General features: G+C 58.2%; 13 protein-coding genes. 8 read left to right on the top strand and 5 right to left on the bottom strand.

Annotated elements, in window-relative coordinates; all coding sequences use genetic code 11:
* Window positions 1-220 precede the first annotated feature (220 nt).
* Both AC1DHT_RS18920 and AC1DHT_RS18915 read left to right on the top strand, forming a co-directional pair.
* On the top strand, window positions 221-577 hold the full coding sequence (locus AC1DHT_RS18920; protein ID WP_216742252.1) for a hypothetical protein: 357 nt from the start codon (window positions 221-223) through the stop codon (window positions 575-577).
* Window positions 578-651: 74 nt separating this feature from the next.
* On the top strand, window positions 652-870 hold the full coding sequence (locus tag AC1DHT_RS18915; RefSeq protein ID WP_414907169.1) for a DUF2970 domain-containing protein: 219 nt from the start codon (window positions 652-654) through the stop codon (window positions 868-870).
* Window positions 871-880: 10 nt separating this feature from the next.
* On the opposite strand, the gene AC1DHT_RS18910 is transcribed toward AC1DHT_RS18915, so the two are convergent.
* A complete protein-coding gene (locus AC1DHT_RS18910; RefSeq protein ID WP_427536979.1) occupies window positions 881-1966 on the bottom strand; it encodes an ABC transporter substrate-binding protein in 1086 nt (361 codons plus the stop codon).
* 521 nt (window positions 1967-2487) lie between these two features.
* Here AC1DHT_RS18910 and AC1DHT_RS18905 point away from each other — a divergent pair.
* The gene (locus AC1DHT_RS18905) at window positions 2488-4146 is read left to right on the top strand and encodes a nitrite/sulfite reductase (protein ID WP_477761429.1); all 1659 of its coding nucleotides are present in this window, start codon (window positions 2488-2490) and stop codon (window positions 4144-4146) included.
* A complete protein-coding gene (locus AC1DHT_RS18900; RefSeq protein ID WP_427529192.1) occupies window positions 4130-4624 on the top strand; it encodes a DUF934 domain-containing protein in 495 nt (164 codons plus the stop codon). The genes AC1DHT_RS18905 and AC1DHT_RS18900 overlap by 17 nt, the downstream gene beginning before the upstream one ends.
* A gap of 80 nt (window positions 4625-4704) precedes the next feature.
* Here the strand turns inward: AC1DHT_RS18900 and AC1DHT_RS18895 are convergent, their stop codons facing one another.
* On the bottom strand, window positions 4705-8538 hold the full coding sequence (locus AC1DHT_RS18895) for a leucine-rich repeat domain-containing protein (RefSeq protein WP_427536983.1): 3834 nt from the start codon (window positions 8536-8538) through the stop codon (window positions 4705-4707).
* Window positions 8539-8749: 211 nt separating this feature from the next.
* Complete coding sequence (gene sohB, locus AC1DHT_RS18890; protein ID WP_427533864.1) at window positions 8750-9772, bottom strand: protease SohB; 1023 nt, start codon at window positions 9770-9772, stop codon at window positions 8750-8752.
* A gap of 205 nt (window positions 9773-9977) precedes the next feature.
* Here sohB and AC1DHT_RS18885 point away from each other — a divergent pair, with 205 nt between their 5' ends.
* The 3 genes from AC1DHT_RS18885 (at window position 9978) to AC1DHT_RS18875 (ending at window position 13208) form a co-directional block, all read left to right on the top strand.
* Entirely contained in the window at window positions 9978-10688 is a 711-nt protein-coding gene (locus tag AC1DHT_RS18885) for a histidine phosphatase family protein (protein ID WP_427536985.1), read from the top strand.
* Window positions 10689-10738: 50 nt separating this feature from the next.
* The gene (locus tag AC1DHT_RS18880) at window positions 10739-11053 is read left to right on the top strand and encodes an SCP2 sterol-binding domain-containing protein (RefSeq protein ID WP_427536987.1); all 315 of its coding nucleotides are present in this window, start codon (window positions 10739-10741) and stop codon (window positions 11051-11053) included.
* Between the two features lie 307 nt (window positions 11054-11360).
* Window positions 11361-13208: an amidohydrolase gene (locus AC1DHT_RS18875; RefSeq protein WP_427537208.1), complete on the top strand. Its 1848-nt coding sequence runs from the start codon at window positions 11361-11363 to the stop codon at window positions 13206-13208.
* A 51-nt stretch (window positions 13209-13259) separates the two neighbouring features.
* On the opposite strand, the gene AC1DHT_RS18870 is transcribed toward AC1DHT_RS18875, so the two are convergent.
* Window positions 13260-14234 carry a zeta toxin family protein gene (locus tag AC1DHT_RS18870; protein WP_427536989.1) on the bottom strand — a complete coding sequence of 325 codons (975 nt, stop codon included), beginning with the start codon at window positions 14232-14234 and terminating at the stop codon, window positions 13260-13262.
* A 667-nt stretch (window positions 14235-14901) separates the two neighbouring features.
* On the opposite strand from AC1DHT_RS18870, the gene AC1DHT_RS18865 reads away from it, so the two are divergent.
* Window positions 14902-15267 (top strand): DUF6124 family protein, encoded by a 366-nt coding sequence (locus AC1DHT_RS18865; RefSeq protein WP_401120431.1) that lies wholly within the window; start codon window positions 14902-14904, stop codon window positions 15265-15267.
* A gap of 207 nt (window positions 15268-15474) precedes the next feature.
* Here the strand turns inward: AC1DHT_RS18865 and glsB are convergent, their stop codons facing one another.
* Window positions 15475-16383 (bottom strand): glutaminase B, encoded by a 909-nt coding sequence (gene glsB / locus AC1DHT_RS18860; RefSeq protein ID WP_054597690.1) that lies wholly within the window; start codon window positions 16381-16383, stop codon window positions 15475-15477.
* Window positions 16384-16481 lie beyond the last annotated feature (98 nt).

Here is a 16481-nt window from a genome sequence, read left to right as displayed (position 1 = left end):
GCACGTAACTCATCGGCAGCGCATCGAACAACACTAGCAGTTGCGTGAAAAAAAGACGGTTTTGTGCCCGGATTCACGGCACCTGCGTACTAGAAATGACCGATAATCCCTCCGGTGTTCACAACACATTTTCTGACACACAGCCGAGCAGAAATCCCCTCGGGCTGGCAGAATCGGATTTTGTTGTCTTTATAACGCTCGTTGAGCCAGGAATCACCCCATGCAACTGACCACCGCCCACCTGATCGCCAACCCGTGCGATGACGAAGAAGACAACATGGCCATGCTCTGCTGCCACAGCAATCAGGGCGAGATGTTCTTGATGACTCGCTACCCGGACGAAGATGAACTGGAGATCACCCTTGATGGTGAGCCGTCGACCCTCGATGGCGTGAAAGTCACCCTCAGCCCTACCCGCCTGCTGATCGAAATAGCCGCCGCTGACGCCGATGCGCTGAATGGCGACGATCATCTGGAAATCCACCACAGCACCGCGCCGGCGGATCTGGCTGAAGTGGAAGAAACGTTGCAGAACATTCTCAAGGGCACGGGCACTTATGTGAGCCAGTTGAGCTGACCCGAGCGGGTGGCCTCACGGCCCCCGGGAAGATTGACTATGCTTGCCTCATACACTCCGGTGACGAGGGATTTATGGACGATCCAGTCGACAACAAGCCACCCAGCTTCTGGCAAATGCTGCAGAGCGTGATGGCGGCGGCGTTCGGCGTGCAGAGCGGGAAGAACCGCGCCCGCGATTTCACGCACGGCAAACCCAGTCATTTCGTGATATTAGGCATTCTGTTCACCGCGGTCTTTGCGCTGACGCTGTTCGGTATCGTGAAACTGGTCCTGCATCTGGCCGGGGTTTAGTAGCCGAGCGTCAGTGCATGAGTGTTTGCAGGCTGAACGGGTAGCGATAACCCAGGGGACGATCCTTGGCCGACAGGCTGCGGAAGTTCACGCCGTAGTTCTGCGTGGCTCCCATGGCCAACAATTGCCTGGCCTGCTCCCGATCAATCAACTGCAACAACGGGATCTGCCGATCACGGCCGCCATATCGTTCGACATGGACGCCCTGATCATAGTCATGCAATTGCACCAGCGCCCAGCCGCCCAGACTGAAGTGCCCGCCCACCAATACGCTAAGACGACCATCCAGCAGCGCCTGCAAGGCTGACGGCGAGGTATTCACGGCGCTGAACAGCGCGCCCTTGCCCGGTGTGCCGCCCGCTTCTTCATAGGCCTGCATCGCGCCAAACGCCATTTCATCGTTGGCCGACCAGATCAGCGAGGTCTTCGGATAGCGCTTGAACAGCAACGTCGCCTGCTCATGAACGCGCTGACGGTTCCAGGCGCCGTACACCACTTGCTGCAAATGCACCTCGGGGTGCTCGCGCAACGCCCGCATCATGCCCTGTTCACGCAACTGCGAGGCCGGTGTGATTTTCAAACCGGCAAACGCCAGCAACTCAAGTTTCTGACCGGAGGCAACCGGAGGATGCAGGCGGATCAACTCCTTGAGCATCAGGTAACCGCCCTCCTCATCGTTGGGCACCAGGCTACCGAGCAAAGCGGGATATTTTTTCTCGCGATTACCGAGCAACGCCAGTTGATCGGCGTTTAGCGCGCTATTGACGATAAACAGCTTCACGCCGCTGCCCTCGGACAGTCGCAAGATTTCCGGCGCGACATATTGCTCGTTGGCGAACACCAGATAGTCCGGGCGTTTTGGCCCTTGCAGGGCTTCACGGGCCTGTTTGATCGTGGTTTCAGGCTCGCGCTCGCAATACTGTATCTGCAGGTCCATGCCCAGATCCCGGGCGGCGGCCTGCATGAATTGCGAATAGCTCAGCCAAAAAGTTTCCGCAGAAGTGCCGGGGCTCAGAAACAGCACCGACGCCGCTTGTGTAGCCGGCCCATAGACCGAGCAAACCGCCAGCAATACCCCACAGAAAAACTTGAACATTGAATATCCGAGCCCCAGCCATTAGCCACGCATTATAGCCAGCGAAATGCTGGTAAATCGCGATTAATCGCCGTTTTGTCCGACAATCGTCAGAACAGGGCCCGGACACGCTTAGCTATTGATGGCTGACCCAGAACACCGCAGTGCCCACTACCAGGATGATCAGAAACAGTATTGCCCATGCATCGACGGTGCTATCACTTTTCCGTGCTTTGGTTGGGTTGCTCATTGCATCGCCTCTTGTCGGTTTTATCGGTGATTGCAGAAAGACTCGAGCACAGTTAAGTAGAGGATTGCCCGCACCACAAATGTGGGTAAGACAATAACCAGTCTCATTAGTCGATTTGGTTCTTTACATATACTCAAACATCACTTTTGCGCATAAACGCAAACTGGTATCTTGCCTCGGCTCCGTGGGGAGTGCGCGGCCGTGCGCGCAGAATTGCCAAGGCAGTATCGGAATCAAGCGAGCGAAAATCGCAGCTGTTCCTGATTGGCCCAAGCCTGAGAACAGGACCTATATGTACGTATACGACGAGTACGATCAGCGGATCATCGAGGACCGCGTCAAGCAGTTCCGTGATCAGACCCGACGCTATCTGGCAGGCGAGCTGAGCGAAGAAGAATTCCGCCCCCTGCGCCTGCAAAATGGCCTTTACATCCAGCGCTTCGCCCCGATGCTGCGGGTTGCCGTGCCTTATGGCCAACTGACTTCGCGCCAGACGCGAATGATGGCCAAGATCGCCCGCGACTACGACAAGGGCTATGCCCACATCAGTACCCGGCAGAACGTACAGTTCAACTGGCCGGCGCTGGAAGACATCCCGGACATCCTGGCTGAGCTGGCGACCGTGCAGATGCACGCGATCCAGACCAGCGGCAACTGCCTGCGCAACGTCACCACCGATCAGTTCGCCGGTGTCGCTGCCGACGAGTTGATCGATCCGCGTCCGTGGTGCGAAATCGTCCGTCAGTGGACCACCTTCCACCCGGAATTCGCCTACCTGCCGCGCAAGTTCAAGATCGCCATCAACGGGTCGACGTCGGACCGCGCAGCCATTGAAGTCCATGACATCGGCCTTGAGCCGGTGCACAACGCCGCAGGCGAACTGGGTTTCCGCGTGCTGGTCGGTGGCGGCCTCGGTCGTACGCCCGTCGTTGGCGCGTTCATCAATGAGTTCCTGCCGTGGCAAGACCTGTTGAGCTACCTCGATGCCATTCTGCGTGTGTACAACCGCTATGGTCGTCGCGACAACAAGTACAAGGCGCGGATCAAGATTCTGGTCAAGGCCCTGACGCCTGAAGTCTTCGCACAAAAAGTCGACGCGGAAATGGAATACCTTCGCGGTGGCCAGACCACGCTGACCGAGGCCGAAGTGCATCGCGTCGCCAAGCACTTTGTCGATCCGGACTACAAAGCCCTGAACGATCAGGCGGCTGAGCTGGCTGAACTCGACAAGCAATACCCGGGCTTTGCTCGCTGGCGCACCCGCAACACTCTGGCTCACAAGAAGCCGGGTTATGTCGCCRTGACCCTGTCGCTCAAGCCGACCGGCGTTGCGCCGGGCGACCTGACCGACAAGCAGCTCGATGGCGTTGCCGACCTGGCCGACCGCTACAGCTTTGGCCAACTGCGCACCTCCCACGAGCAGAACATCATTCTGGCTGACGTCGAGCAGAGCCAACTGTTCACCCTGTGGGGTGAATTGCGCGAGCAAGGTTTCGCTACGCCGAACATCGGCCTGCTGACCGACATCATCTGCTGCCCGGGTGGCGACTTCTGCTCCCTGGCCAACGCCAAGTCGATCCCGATCGCCGAAGCCATCCAGCGCCGTTTCGATGACCTGGACTACCTGTTCGACATCGGCGAACTGGACCTGAACATCTCCGGCTGCATGAACGCCTGTGGTCACCACCACGTCGGGCACATCGGCATCCTCGGAGTGGACAAGAAGGGTGAAGAGTTCTACCAGGTCTCGCTCGGCGGCAGCGCCAGCCGTGACGCCAGCCTGGGCAAGATCCTCGGCCCGTCCTTTGCACAGGACGACATGCCTGACGTGATCTCGAAGCTGATCGACGTGTACGTGGAACAACGTACCGAAGACGAACGCTTCATCGACACCTATCAACGTATCGGCATCGACCTCTTCAAGGAACGCGTCTATGCAGCGAATAATTAAGAACAACGAAGTCATCGACGAAACCTGGCACTTGTTGCCCAAGGACGCGACTTTCGACGGTATTTCCAACTGCGACGACCTGATCGTGCCGCTGGCCCTGTGGCGCGATCACGCACATGCGCTCAAGGCGCGTGATGGCGGTTTGGGTGTGTGGCTGGATGCCGATGAAGAAGCCGAGGAAATCGGTGACGACGTTGATCAGTTCCAGGTCATTGCCTTGAACTTCCCGGCCTTCACCGACGGGCGCAACTACTCCAACGCGCGCCTGCTGCGTGACCGCTACGGCTTCAAGGGCGAACTGCGGGCGATCGGTGATGTGCTGCGCGACCAGTTGTTCTACCTGCACCGCTGCGGTTTCGACGCGTATGCATTGCGCGCCGACAAAGACCCGTACGAAGCCCTTGAAAGCCTCAAGGACTTCTCGGTGACCTACCAGGCCGCCACCGACGAACCGCTACCGCTGTTCCGTCGCCGCTGATCGACAAAAAAACCTTGAGCCCGGCACCTGTGTGCCGGGACTCAAGGTTTTTCATTGTGGCTACAGACTCCCCGCCCCACCTATGACGCTTGAGACGTCTCGCTATCGAGACCGGCTTTTTTCAGAGGCGGCTCCTTGAATAACGTGATTCTGTCTTCCAGTCGCACAAAACCGGCAAACGGGTCATCCCCATCGAGAGGCGACCATTCCACACCCTCGAACAGGTGTTGGTAAAGTTCCTGCGAAGCATCCATCTCCTCAAGCATCCGCCACACTCGCTGCTGCAACGGTGCGTAGTCCACCAGGAAATCAGCCGTGCGCGTCAGCGCTTCCAAAGTACCGAAGAAACGATCACCCCCCTCTTTTGCCAACACACGTTCCCAACGTGCGGTCTGTTGTGCCGTCTGCCCAGGGAGAAGCCCGGTCAACCACGCGTTTGGACTGGCAACATCGTGTACCGCTGACCCCATCCATAAATTGATCCCTGTCTGCTTTCGATGGGCTACAACCCATTGCAGACTGTCTACGTCGGTTAGCGGATTGCCTGAAAGCAAGACATTGCCCTCGACCACCGACTGCTTTCGTACCGATTCAGGCACTCGGGCAATCTGGTTATCACGCAGATCCAACCGCTCCAGACCATGAAAATCGAGAGTAAAGACCGGGCACGACCGAAGCTCTGCCCTTCTCAAATTGAGTTGACGCAATTCGGACATATCAAACACTGCCGGCGAGAGACCGAGCGGATTTTCGCTTAGATCGAGTTCCTGAAGTCGGGTGAGCTCGGCGAGTTGGCCTACGGTTCCCTCCGTCAGGACCAGCCGGGTCGCTTTCAGATTAAGGACCTCAAGCCGAGACATCTGGCCGATAGCAGGCGGCAATCGACCAACCGCTATGCCATTCTGATCAAGGAGGCGTAGATCAACGCCTTGCATATTCAACGAGCGAAGATTGGGAAAACACTCAAGAAATCCGTTAAGGCTGCCGCGCTGCGTTAACTTGAAATTCGGCATGGTGAGAGAGACCACGTCATTCAACTTTACGTTGAGCTGCGGGAGGTAGTGCATCTGCTCGAAGTCCATATCCAGGTGAAAGCCGAGAAACTGACCGTCACGATAAACCCTGCTGTCTGGCCCACTACGTTTTTGCCAAATCGCGACCAACTCCTCGGCCAGCTCATATCGGGTATCGCGCTCAATCTCCATCCACTCCTCTATGCGCGCGTCGTTCTCCTCCTCGATCTCGGCGTTACTCATCTCCTCGGTGCCCTCATCGCCCGCGAGCAGAATATCTATATCCAACTCTTCGATATCATCGGTGATGTCTTCGATCCAACCGGTGATATCGAAACGTAGTTGCTCTGACTGCAACCTCAGCCGATAAAGATCAGCCTGAGCCTGTGCCCCCGCATTCAACAGAAACTCATCCGCTTGTTCAGTCGTAAACGCAGGATAAATCTCTTTAACCTGAAGCCTCATGATCTCTATGGACAGCTCACCGGACTGCGCGGTGTTCGGGAATCCACCGCCGTGCAACCCGAAACGCTGAAAGGACAACCCGGAGTCCACTCTGTGTAGCCCGAGCATCAATTCGGAGCGCGACAGGGCGTTCTCCCGAATTTTGAACTGCAAGTCCTGCCATTCATGGCCTGGACGCAAACCGAGGGCCGCACGCTGTTCTTGCGGCAGAAACCCGAGCAGCGCTTGATCAAAGTCAGCCGTACCGACCCGCCCGTAGAGCGCCTCGACTCGAGTCGCGCGCGACCAGCCCGGCAGCCGTTCCAGCGTCTGCAAAGCGAGCACATCGCTGTCGGCGTTCTCGACCGACTTCAGATAGAGCCCCTCATAGGCGCGGCACAGGCGTACATGCTGCTCGTACTGCCGCGCCTTGCCGCTCAACTGCCCGAGCACTCGCTTGATATCAGCCAGTGTGTGGGGCGCAGCAATGTCCACTCCCGACCTGTCGAGCATTTGCTCCACCGCACTTTTTGGCAAACCCGGGTATTGATGCCGGAACAACCTGACCCAGTCATTATCCGATTGCTGTAGCGCGTCGTAGCGCTGCCTGAACTGTTCGACTCGCGTGTTTTTTAGCTGCTCGGCCTGCGCCGAGCCTTCGGGGAACGCGTCAATGGCACGCTGCAGATCCTGATCGAGCGTGAAACGACTGATGGTATCCGCCAGCATCGGAGCCGGCGACCGCCGCCCGGTGTGCATCAGGCGTAATACATCATCATCCACCGGGCTGACATGAGCTATCTGGACCAGAACCTCATCGCTGAATGCCTGAACACTCGGCCCGATACCTCGCATCAGTTGTAGCCGTTCAGCGCCTGGAGCGGGAGGTGCAACCTCTGCGGCCACGATCGAGGACTCGCCGGACAAGGGCTCGTCCACAATTGCGGGGGCAGGCCCTGGTTCAGAGCCGATGCCGACGGAATGTTCTTCGGCCTTGATGGCCGCCCCTTGCGCGACCAGTGGCAAGGCATTGAGCAAACCGAATATGGTGCGTGTGACACCTGCCGAGCGCTCTTCTGGGGTCTTGCCATCAACCGCCTGAGCCAGCCCATAACCGGCATCGATCAGCCCGGCCAATGCCAATAAACCTTCACCCCCCGGAACGAACAACGCCAAGGGACCAAATTTGTTGATCCATTGCACGATGGGCTCGACCACCGCACTCAAATCATCCCGATTGACCTGGGCATCGTCACGAATCGTTTCAATGCTGGTCAGGGCCGCTTGCTTCATCACCAACACCCACTGCGCGAAGGGATCGGTTGGAGACGTTGCGACCTCGAAGTGAATGTAATCGGCAGGATCCCAGTAACCATCATCGTTGAAAAAACCATGGCCTTTCTTCAAATGATGTTGTTCGGGGTAAATCGCCATGCCATCCAACGCGGTCGACACGCCCGCGTGGAACGTGCCGTCCTGCCGGTCATCTTCAGAAAAATGCGCAGCCAGAGCCTCCTTCCGGGCAACGTCCCCACCCACCTCCGCCACCCATTTATACAAGGCCTTTTGATCGGCAAATTCGTGGAACGGAGAAGAGTTACTCGGGACATACAGCAAAATCCGTTCACTGGATTTCTCCCGAAAGCTCCAGATATCGTTCGATACATAACGGTAAATGACCAGACGCGCAGCCTCTATGGAAGACTCGGTCGTCGCCCAGGCCTGCAATTGCTCAACCGTCAGTTGCCCCCACGTTTGCTGCGGATCAAACCCGGCAGCCCGCAGTGCCAGTTTGAGTCCGTCCTGGGTCAGGCTGTTTTCCCGGTGTTGCAAATAAGCCGCCATGACAAAGGCCGTCTTGACCGAAGTGCGCAGCGGATAACCTTGGGGGGCAAGACAAACCTCGTCGGAAGGCCACGCAGCGTGCACATAAGCGGTGTATTTGTCCTTGAACTCCAGCTCCCACACCCACTTCTTGAACTCTGCCGGCTGCAGCGTCAACTGAGTGCCGGGGCCGTAGCGCTGAGGGTCGGTCTGACGATAGATGCCCTCGTAGTCCTGGAACCCACCGTCTGGATTTATAGACTCATCAATCTCGACAATTCGGACTTCCGGCCCCACGGCAGGAGGCGTGTACAGGCCGAATGCCGTTTCCCCGAAGCGACCCGCGCCCACCGTCTGATAGTTGGACAGCAAGGCCTGTACCAGGCTTTGTGATTTTCTGACCCGGCCTTGCTGCACGTCCTGTTGTGCAGGGTAACCATAAAAATGGTAATTGAGGTCAACCAGACGAGCAGCCAATAACTCTGCCCCCCAACGCTCCTCGATCAGCTTCGCGGCATACTGGGTCGGGGTCGAGGGCAATACGGCGTCCAGTGCAAGGCTCGACAGGGGGTGTTTTTTCTGAGCAGATAACCGGCTGGTGACAGACTGGTGTTGAGTCTCTAGCGCCATCATTTGCAATCCTTTGCAGTTGATTCGGGAGCCAAGAGCTTATGCATCGCCTGCCGCAAAAAAAGCAGGAAATGTCCTCAATTCGATGGGAAAACGCGACGGACTTGAAAGACCTGAAATGCGGTGGGGTAAACACTCGAAACTGAACCTGTACAGCATCGAGCATTGCACTCGACGCGGTAAAAACGGGCCCGCATTGGCGAGCCCGTGCTCCCTACCAAAAGCGCTGCTGGGTCAGACGGCTCCACCAGGTCAACAAGACCCGATCAATCGAACCACTGGCCGCCAGGCCAACGCGTTCCTGCAGGCTCTTGCGTTCGGCATAATGCAGGTGAAACAGTTCTGCGCCCTTGGCCCGTTCGGCAAGGTATTCATCGCTGGTTTTCAGCTCATCGACCAGTCGTTTTTCCAGTGCGGCAACACCCAGCCAGACTTCACCGGTGGCCACTTCATTGATCGCCAGTTGCGGCCGGTAGCGTGAGACGAAGTTCTTGAACAGTTCGTGGGTCACATCCAGGTCTTCCTGGAACTTCTCCCGGCCCTTCTCGGTGTTTTCGCCAAACACTGTCAGCGTGCGCTTGTACTCACCCGCCGTCAGGACTTCAAAGTCGATGTCGTGTTTTTTCAGCAGGCGATTGACGTTAGGCAACTGCGCCACCACCCCGATCGAACCCAGAATGGCAAACGGCGCGCTGATGATCTTCTCGCCGATGCACGCCATCATGTAACCGCCGCTGGCCGCGACCTTGTCGATACATACGGTCAATGGCACACCGGCCTGACGAATGCGCGCCAGTTGCGAGGACGCCAGACCGTAGCTGTGAACCATGCCTCCGCCGCTTTCCAGGCGCAGCACGACTTCATCCTTTGGTGTGGCCAAAGACAACAACGCGGTGATTTCATGGCGCAGGCTTTCAGTCGCCGAAGCCCTGATATCGCCATCGAAATCCAGCACGAACACCCGGGGTTTGGCTTCCGGCTTTTTCTTCTGTTGTTTCTCGGACTTGGCTTCGGATTTACGCAAGGCCTTGAGCTGGTCCTTGTCGAGCAGTGTCTGCTCCAGGCGCTCACGCAGCTCCTTGTAGAAATCATTGAGTTTACTGACCTGCAGCTGGCCCGCGAACTTGCGCCGGCCTTTGCTGCGCAACGCCGCAAAGCTGGCCAGGACCACCAGAATAGCGATCACCAGGGTAACGGTTTTAGCCAGAAAACTTGCGTACTCGGCAAGAAAATCCACATTGACTCCTTAACGACAGTGCGCCGCTGAACACGCGGACGCGTATACATCCAGCATACCCATGCAGCCGCGTTGCGACCAGTCGTGAAACCTTCTGTGACAGGCCTCCAACGAGCATTTCAAACAAGCGTATGTTTTTTCATTGACAGCTCATCGCCATCCTCATAACCTCGCAAAACCTTCAACGTACCCGGATGACGCGGACGTGGGCAGCATCTATTTGATTCGACATGGCCAGGCCTCTTTCGGTGCAGACGACTACGACGTGCTGTCGCCGACCGGTATTCGTCAGGCAGAAGTGCTCGGCAGTCACCTGGCTGAACTGGGGTTGAGTTTCGATCGCTGCCTGTCGGGCGACCTGCGTCGCCAGCAACACACCGCCAACAGTGCCCTGGCACAATTCGGCGCTGTCGGCCTGCCGGTACCGCCCCTGGAAATCGATTCGGCCTTCAACGAGTTCGACGCCGACGCGGTGATCCGCGCTCTGCTTCCAGACCTGCTGCCCGAAGAACCCGAAGCCCTGAACATCCTGCGCAATGCCGCGCAGAATCGCGGCGAGTTTCAGCGAATCTTTGCCCTGATCATCGAACGTTGGCTGGCCGGTACTTACGACCCACCCGGGCTGGAAAGCTGGCCATGCTTCGTCGAACGGGTCCAGGCCGGTTTGCAGCGTATTCTCGAACAGGCCGACAACACCCAGAAAATCGCCGTATTCACCTCCGGCGGGACCATCACTGCCCTGCTCCACCTGATTACCCAAATGCCGGCAAAGCAGGCCTTTGAACTGAATTGGCAAATCGTCAACACCTCGCTCAACCAACTGAAGTTCCGTGGTCGCGAGGTGGCGCTGGCTTCCTTCAACAGTCATGCACATTTGCAGCTGCTGAAGGCCCCGGAACTCATCACTTTCCGTTGAGTCCGGATCACTGTGACCCCTGTGTAACACTTCATGAAAAGGATCGAACCATGACTTCCGTAGATGACGCCGTACAAGCCATGAAAGCCAAGTTCAACCCAGCCGCTGCTGCCGGTCTGGACCTGGTTTTCGGTTTCCGCATCGACGACACCAAGAACTTCTCTCTGATCGTCAAAGACAGCGCGTGCGAACTGAAAGAAGGCGAGAACCCGGACGCTCAAGTGACTCTGGTCATGGACGGCGAAACCCTGCAAGGCATCGTCGACGGTTCGACCGACGGCATGCAAGCGTTCATGGGCGGCAAACTGCGCGCTGAAGGCGACATGATGCTGGCCATGAAACTGTCCGAGCTGTTCCCAGGCTAAGACGGCGGCTCCCGCCCTCGGGAACCCTCTGGCTATCTGCGAATCCCGCCTTTATGGCGGGATTCGTCGTTTCTGCCGGTCGTAAATGTACCCGTCCGACACATCGACTGCGAATTTGCCGTCTATATTCTCTGCTGGCCGTATGGCTCGCGCATTCGGCTGCTCGCTCGACCGGACACCTGCGGAGAACGGCGCCATGAGCCCACCTGATGAACACGACGACTTCAACCACCGCCGCGTACTGCAAGGCCTTTCGGCAGGCACCGTCAGTGCCTGGACCAGTCCTCTATTTGCGCAGAGTGCCAGCATGGCCAGCTCCCCAGCCGATCTCATCCTGTTCAACGGTCGCATGCACACGGTTGACCGGGAGAAGCCCCTTGCGAGCGCGGTCGCCATCAAGGATGGGCGGTTTATTGCCGTCGGCAATGATGCAGACGTCATGCCCCTGCGCGGCGCCAGCACGCAAATCATCGATCTGCAAAAGCGTACGGTGATCCCCGGCCTCAACGACTCGCACCTGCACCTGATCCGTGGTGGCCTGAACTACAACCTCGAACTGCGCTGGGAAGGCGTGCCGTCATTGGTCGACGCCTTGCGCCTGCTCAAGGATCAGGCCGACCGCACGCCTGCACCGCAATGGGTGCGCGTGGTCGGTGGCTGGACTGAGTTCCAGTTCGCCGAAAAGCGCCTGCCAACGATTGAAGAGCTGAACAAGGCTGCACCTGACACCCCAGTGTTCGTCCTGCACCTGTATGACCGCGCCCTGCTCAACCGCGCGGCGCTGAAAGTGGTGGGCTACGACCGCAATACCCCGAACCCGCCGGGTGGCGAAATCCAGCGCGATGCCAATGGCGACCCCACGGGCATGCTGATCGCCCGTCCGAACGCGATGATTCTGTACTCGACGCTGGCCAAGGGGCCGAAGTTGCCGCTGGACTATCAGGTCAACTCGACCCGGCAGTTCATGCGCGAACTCAATCGCCTCGGTGTCACCAGCGCCATCGATGCCGGTGGCGGTTTTCAGAATTATCCGGACGACTATCAGGTCATCCAGCAGTTGGCGAAAGACCGGCAACTGAGCGTGCGCATCGCCTACAACCTGTTCACCCAAAAACCCAAGGAAGAGCTGACTGACTTCAAGAACTGGACCAGCACCTCGCACTACGGCCAGGGTGACGATTTCCTGCGGCACAACGGCGCTGGCGAAATGCTGGTGTTCTCCGCCGCCGACTTTGAAGACTTCCTCGAACCACGCCCCGATCTGCCGCAAACCATGGAGCAGGAACTGGAACCGGTGGTGCGCCATCTGGTGGAGCAGCGCTGGCCATTTCGCCTGCACGCCACCTACAACGAATCGATAAGCCGAATGCTCGACGTGTTCGAAAAGGTCAACCGCGATATCCCGTTCGACGGGCTGCCGTGGTTCTTCGATCACGCCGAAACCATCACCCCGCAGAACATCGAACGGGTTCGTGCACTGGGCGGCGGCGTTGCGATTCAGGACCGCATGGCCTTTCAGGGTGAGTATTTTGTCGACCGTTACGGCGCCAAGGCTGCCGAGCACACCCCACCGATCCAGCGCATGCTCGCCGAAGGCATCCCGGTCGGTGCCGGCACCGACGCCACGCGGGTTTCCAGCTACAACCCGTGGACGTCGCTCTACTGGCTGGTCAGCGGTCGCACCGTCGGCGGCCTGGAGTTGTACCCGCAAGGTCTGAGCCGCGACACGGCGCTGGAACTCTACACCCATGGCAGCGCCTGGTTCTCCTCCGAGCAAGGCTCAAAAGGTCAGATCAAGGTCGGGCAACTGGCCGATCTGGTGGCGTTGTCTGCCGACTACTTCAGCGTCGACGACGAAGCGATCAAATGGATTGAATCGGTGCTGACCGTGGTCGACGGCAAGGTGGTGTACGGCAGCCTCGAATTCGAAAAACTCGGCCCGCCGCGTTTGCCGGTCATGCCCGACTGGTCACCGGTGGTAAACGTGCCGGGGCACTGGAAACCCTTGGCACCGCTCACCGCCCGGATGCATCAATGCGCAGGCGCCTGCGCGGTGCATGCCCACAGCCATGAGCGGGCGCGTTTGTCGAACGCCCCCGTCAGTGACTTCCAGGGGTTCTGGGGCGCGTTTGGTTGTTCGTGTTTTGCGTTTTGACTCAAGGGGTTTGGCAGGAAGCCCGCCGACGGCGGGCTACTTGTCGGTTGATCAGTGATGCAAATGCTTGAACACGTAACCCACCAGATCAGTGTTGACGAATGCGGGGACCTGATTATTCAGGCGTAGCGCCTCCAGCAGCGCGAGTTGGCAATCCCACACCATCTCCCGTCGATCACGCCGCAGGCTCACCTCGGCGCTCACGATGTGGTTATAAGCTGTGTAACAGGAGCGTGAGGTTTTTCCGGGGGCTCGCTCGATGGCGACCGGGTTGTCAGCGACAGCCACTGTCGCCCCCTTATGATCGACCACCGATTGCGCGGTCAACTGACCGACCGTGTCGCACCGGCTGCGACAGACGGCCTTTCGGTTTTTAAGTTCACCGAACCCGCGCTCATACAGGGTGATCTGAGAACCGACCTTCTGCACGCAAGCCTCTTCAAAAGCGTTAAGCACTTTCTCAGCATTGCCCAGGCTTGTCTCAAGCTCCGAGAGTTTCAGGAAGCGCTCCAATTGCTTGTTTTGAAGGCTCTTCAAGCCACGGGTGATGGTCGACAAATGGGTGAACTCTTTTTTGCAGGCCACCACGTGAACTTCAAACTGATAGCCGGCTGACACGGCCAGCGGCGGGAAGGCAGCGAAGTCTGCCGAGTCCAGCGCCGACTCCATGATGATGCTGTACTTCTCGGCAAAGGCCTTCTTGAAGATTTCTGCACACACCGCCCGCACAAAGGCCTCGGTGTGCTCATATACGTGCAGCACGCCGTGGGGTTCCATCTGCGAATACTGCGGATGCTTTTTGCGGTACTCAGGTAGATACAGCCTGATGTAGTTCGAGTAGTTGTCGGTTTTCAGTAGTGACTCTTCCAGCAACCAGGTTTTCCCCGAGCCCTGGATACCCGCCACGATCAGCATTTGCGGGTTGGAGGTACTAATGGCCTTGTCTTTGAACAGACTGGCGCTGATGTCTGAAAACGCCGCTTTCACCTGTTCGTTCGTGTATGAGTATTCATTGCTGTTTGGCACGTTGATTAATTCCCTTTAAGTGGATGTCCGGTCTTCTTGCCTGAAGATCAGGGGGCACTTTATGTCTTGGCCATCCACGTAAGGCCTTACATAGATAACACCTGCGTGTGTACCGAATCGGCCTTGCAAGGTATAGAGCCCGCGCCTGTAGCAGCTGTCGAGCCCGCGAGGCTGCGTTCGGTCTGGGCCGCATCCGGACGGATGCGGTCGTAAAATCATGCAACACGTTCTGTCAGGTAAACCGCGTATGCAGGGTTGGCGAGGACTCTGTCCGAACGCGGCCCGCCTCTAACGCAGCCTCGCGGGCTCGGCAGCTGCTACGACGGGTGTTTAAGCTTGCCTACGCAGTGCCCATCAGAGGCTACAGCGCCTTGCGTAGCGACCTACACCTGCGCCAGAATCCGCCGGCTTGTGCGCTTTGGTCCTCGCCTCTATCGTTTCCGTGTCGCTGATTATCAGCGATCGGGTTTGGTAGCCCGGACACACGGCGCACAGCGTCACCTTATGCAGGTGCTTTTTGTCGGCATTTGTTTTTATGGTGGCCATGCGCAGGGCGCCCTCGGGCGCGCCGGTTTCCAAGTGTCCGGTCTACCAACCCGCGTATGGCCACCACCCTTCGTTTGGTAGCGAGGGTGATGGTTCCTCTACTTACATTTGGAGCATCACCATGTTCAAAGCCACACCGAATCCCCCCGAAACCGATCCGGTTTCCCCCTACGCTTCCCTCGACTCAAAAGAACTCCACGCCGCCGCACACCGTGCGCTCGATCATTACCTGGTGCTACCCGAGACCAAGGCATTGTTAGCCGACCGACGCCCCGGCTGCATCTTCGTCATCGCCCCCGACGTCGACTCTGAAACCCTGCTGGCCCACGCTTGCGAAACCCTCGCCTCGGCCAATGTCATGGCCAGCGATCTGGCGTTCGACCTCGAAGGTCCCAAGCGCAATACCGCGCTGGCGATTCAACAGATGATTTCCCTGGCCGAGTTGGCAGTGAATCGCGCCCTGGATCACCTCGACCCACCGGAGTAACAGCGCCCGTAGCAGCTGTCGAGCCTGCGAGGCTGCGTTCGAGGACGCAGTCCTCGCCAATCTTGCGTACGCGGTTTACCTGAACGAACGTGTTACCTGACTTTACGACCGCTGCGCGGCCGAACGCAGCCTCGCAGGCTCGGCAGCTGCTACGGTTCGAGTAACGTTTTGCGCTCGCGTAACGGCTTGACTGACATGCCCTAATGTCTAGAACACCGACCAGCCAATACGCTGGCTCAGCAACTCCAGCGCTGCCATGCCGGCCAGCGAGTTACCTGCCGGGTTCAGTTCCGGTGACCAGACGCACACGGTAAAGCGCCCCGGCACCACGGCCACGATGCCACCGCCCACGCCACTCTTGCCCGGTAGACCAACGCGATAAGCGAAATTGCCAGCCTCGTCATACAGACCGCTGGTGGCCATGATCGAGTTGACCTGTTTGGTCTGGCGCGCCGTGAGGATCTGTTCGCCGCTGTGCTTGCAGAACCCGTCATTGGCCAGGAAACAGAAAGCACGGGCCAGATCGACACAGCTCATGCGCAGCGCACAATGGCTGAAGTAGCTGCGCAGCACGGCTTCCACATCGTTATGGAAGTTGCCGAACGACTGCATCAGATAGGCCATGGCCGCGTTGCGCGCACGGTGTTGGTACTCCGACTCGGCGACTTTGCTGTCGACCATCACCTGCGGGTTGCCGGACAACCGCCGCACAAAATCGCGCATCGACAGCGCGGGTGCGGCAAAGCGTGACTGGTTGATGTCACAGATCACCAGCGCCCCGGCATTGATGAACGGATTACGCGGCCGACCGCGCTCAAACTCCAGTTGCACCAGCGAATTGAACGGCTGACCGGAAGGCTCGTGACCGAGTCGCTCCCAGATCGCCTCGCCGGAATGCTCGATGGCCTGCACCAGGCTGAACACCTTGGAAATACTCTGCACCGAAAACAGCGTGTGGGCATCGCCGGCGCAATACAGCTCGCCGTCATTGCCATACACCGCAATGCCCAACTGATCGGCCGGCACACTGCCCAGCGCAGGAATGTAATTAGCCACCTTGCCCTGTCCGATCAGGGGGCGAACCGTGTCAAGAATCTCGTTCAACAACGCTTGCATGCCGGCTTCCGAATTCACGCCCCGTACCACCGCGGGGACACAGACGCTAGACGCCACAAACGCACGTCAGAGCACAGTTTTTCGATCAACTGCCAACC

This window comes from Pseudomonas sp. 05N432 (assembly GCF_056396945.1).
Note: the sequence above shows the minus strand (reverse complement) of the source record. Positions and strands in the feature narration are given on the sequence as shown.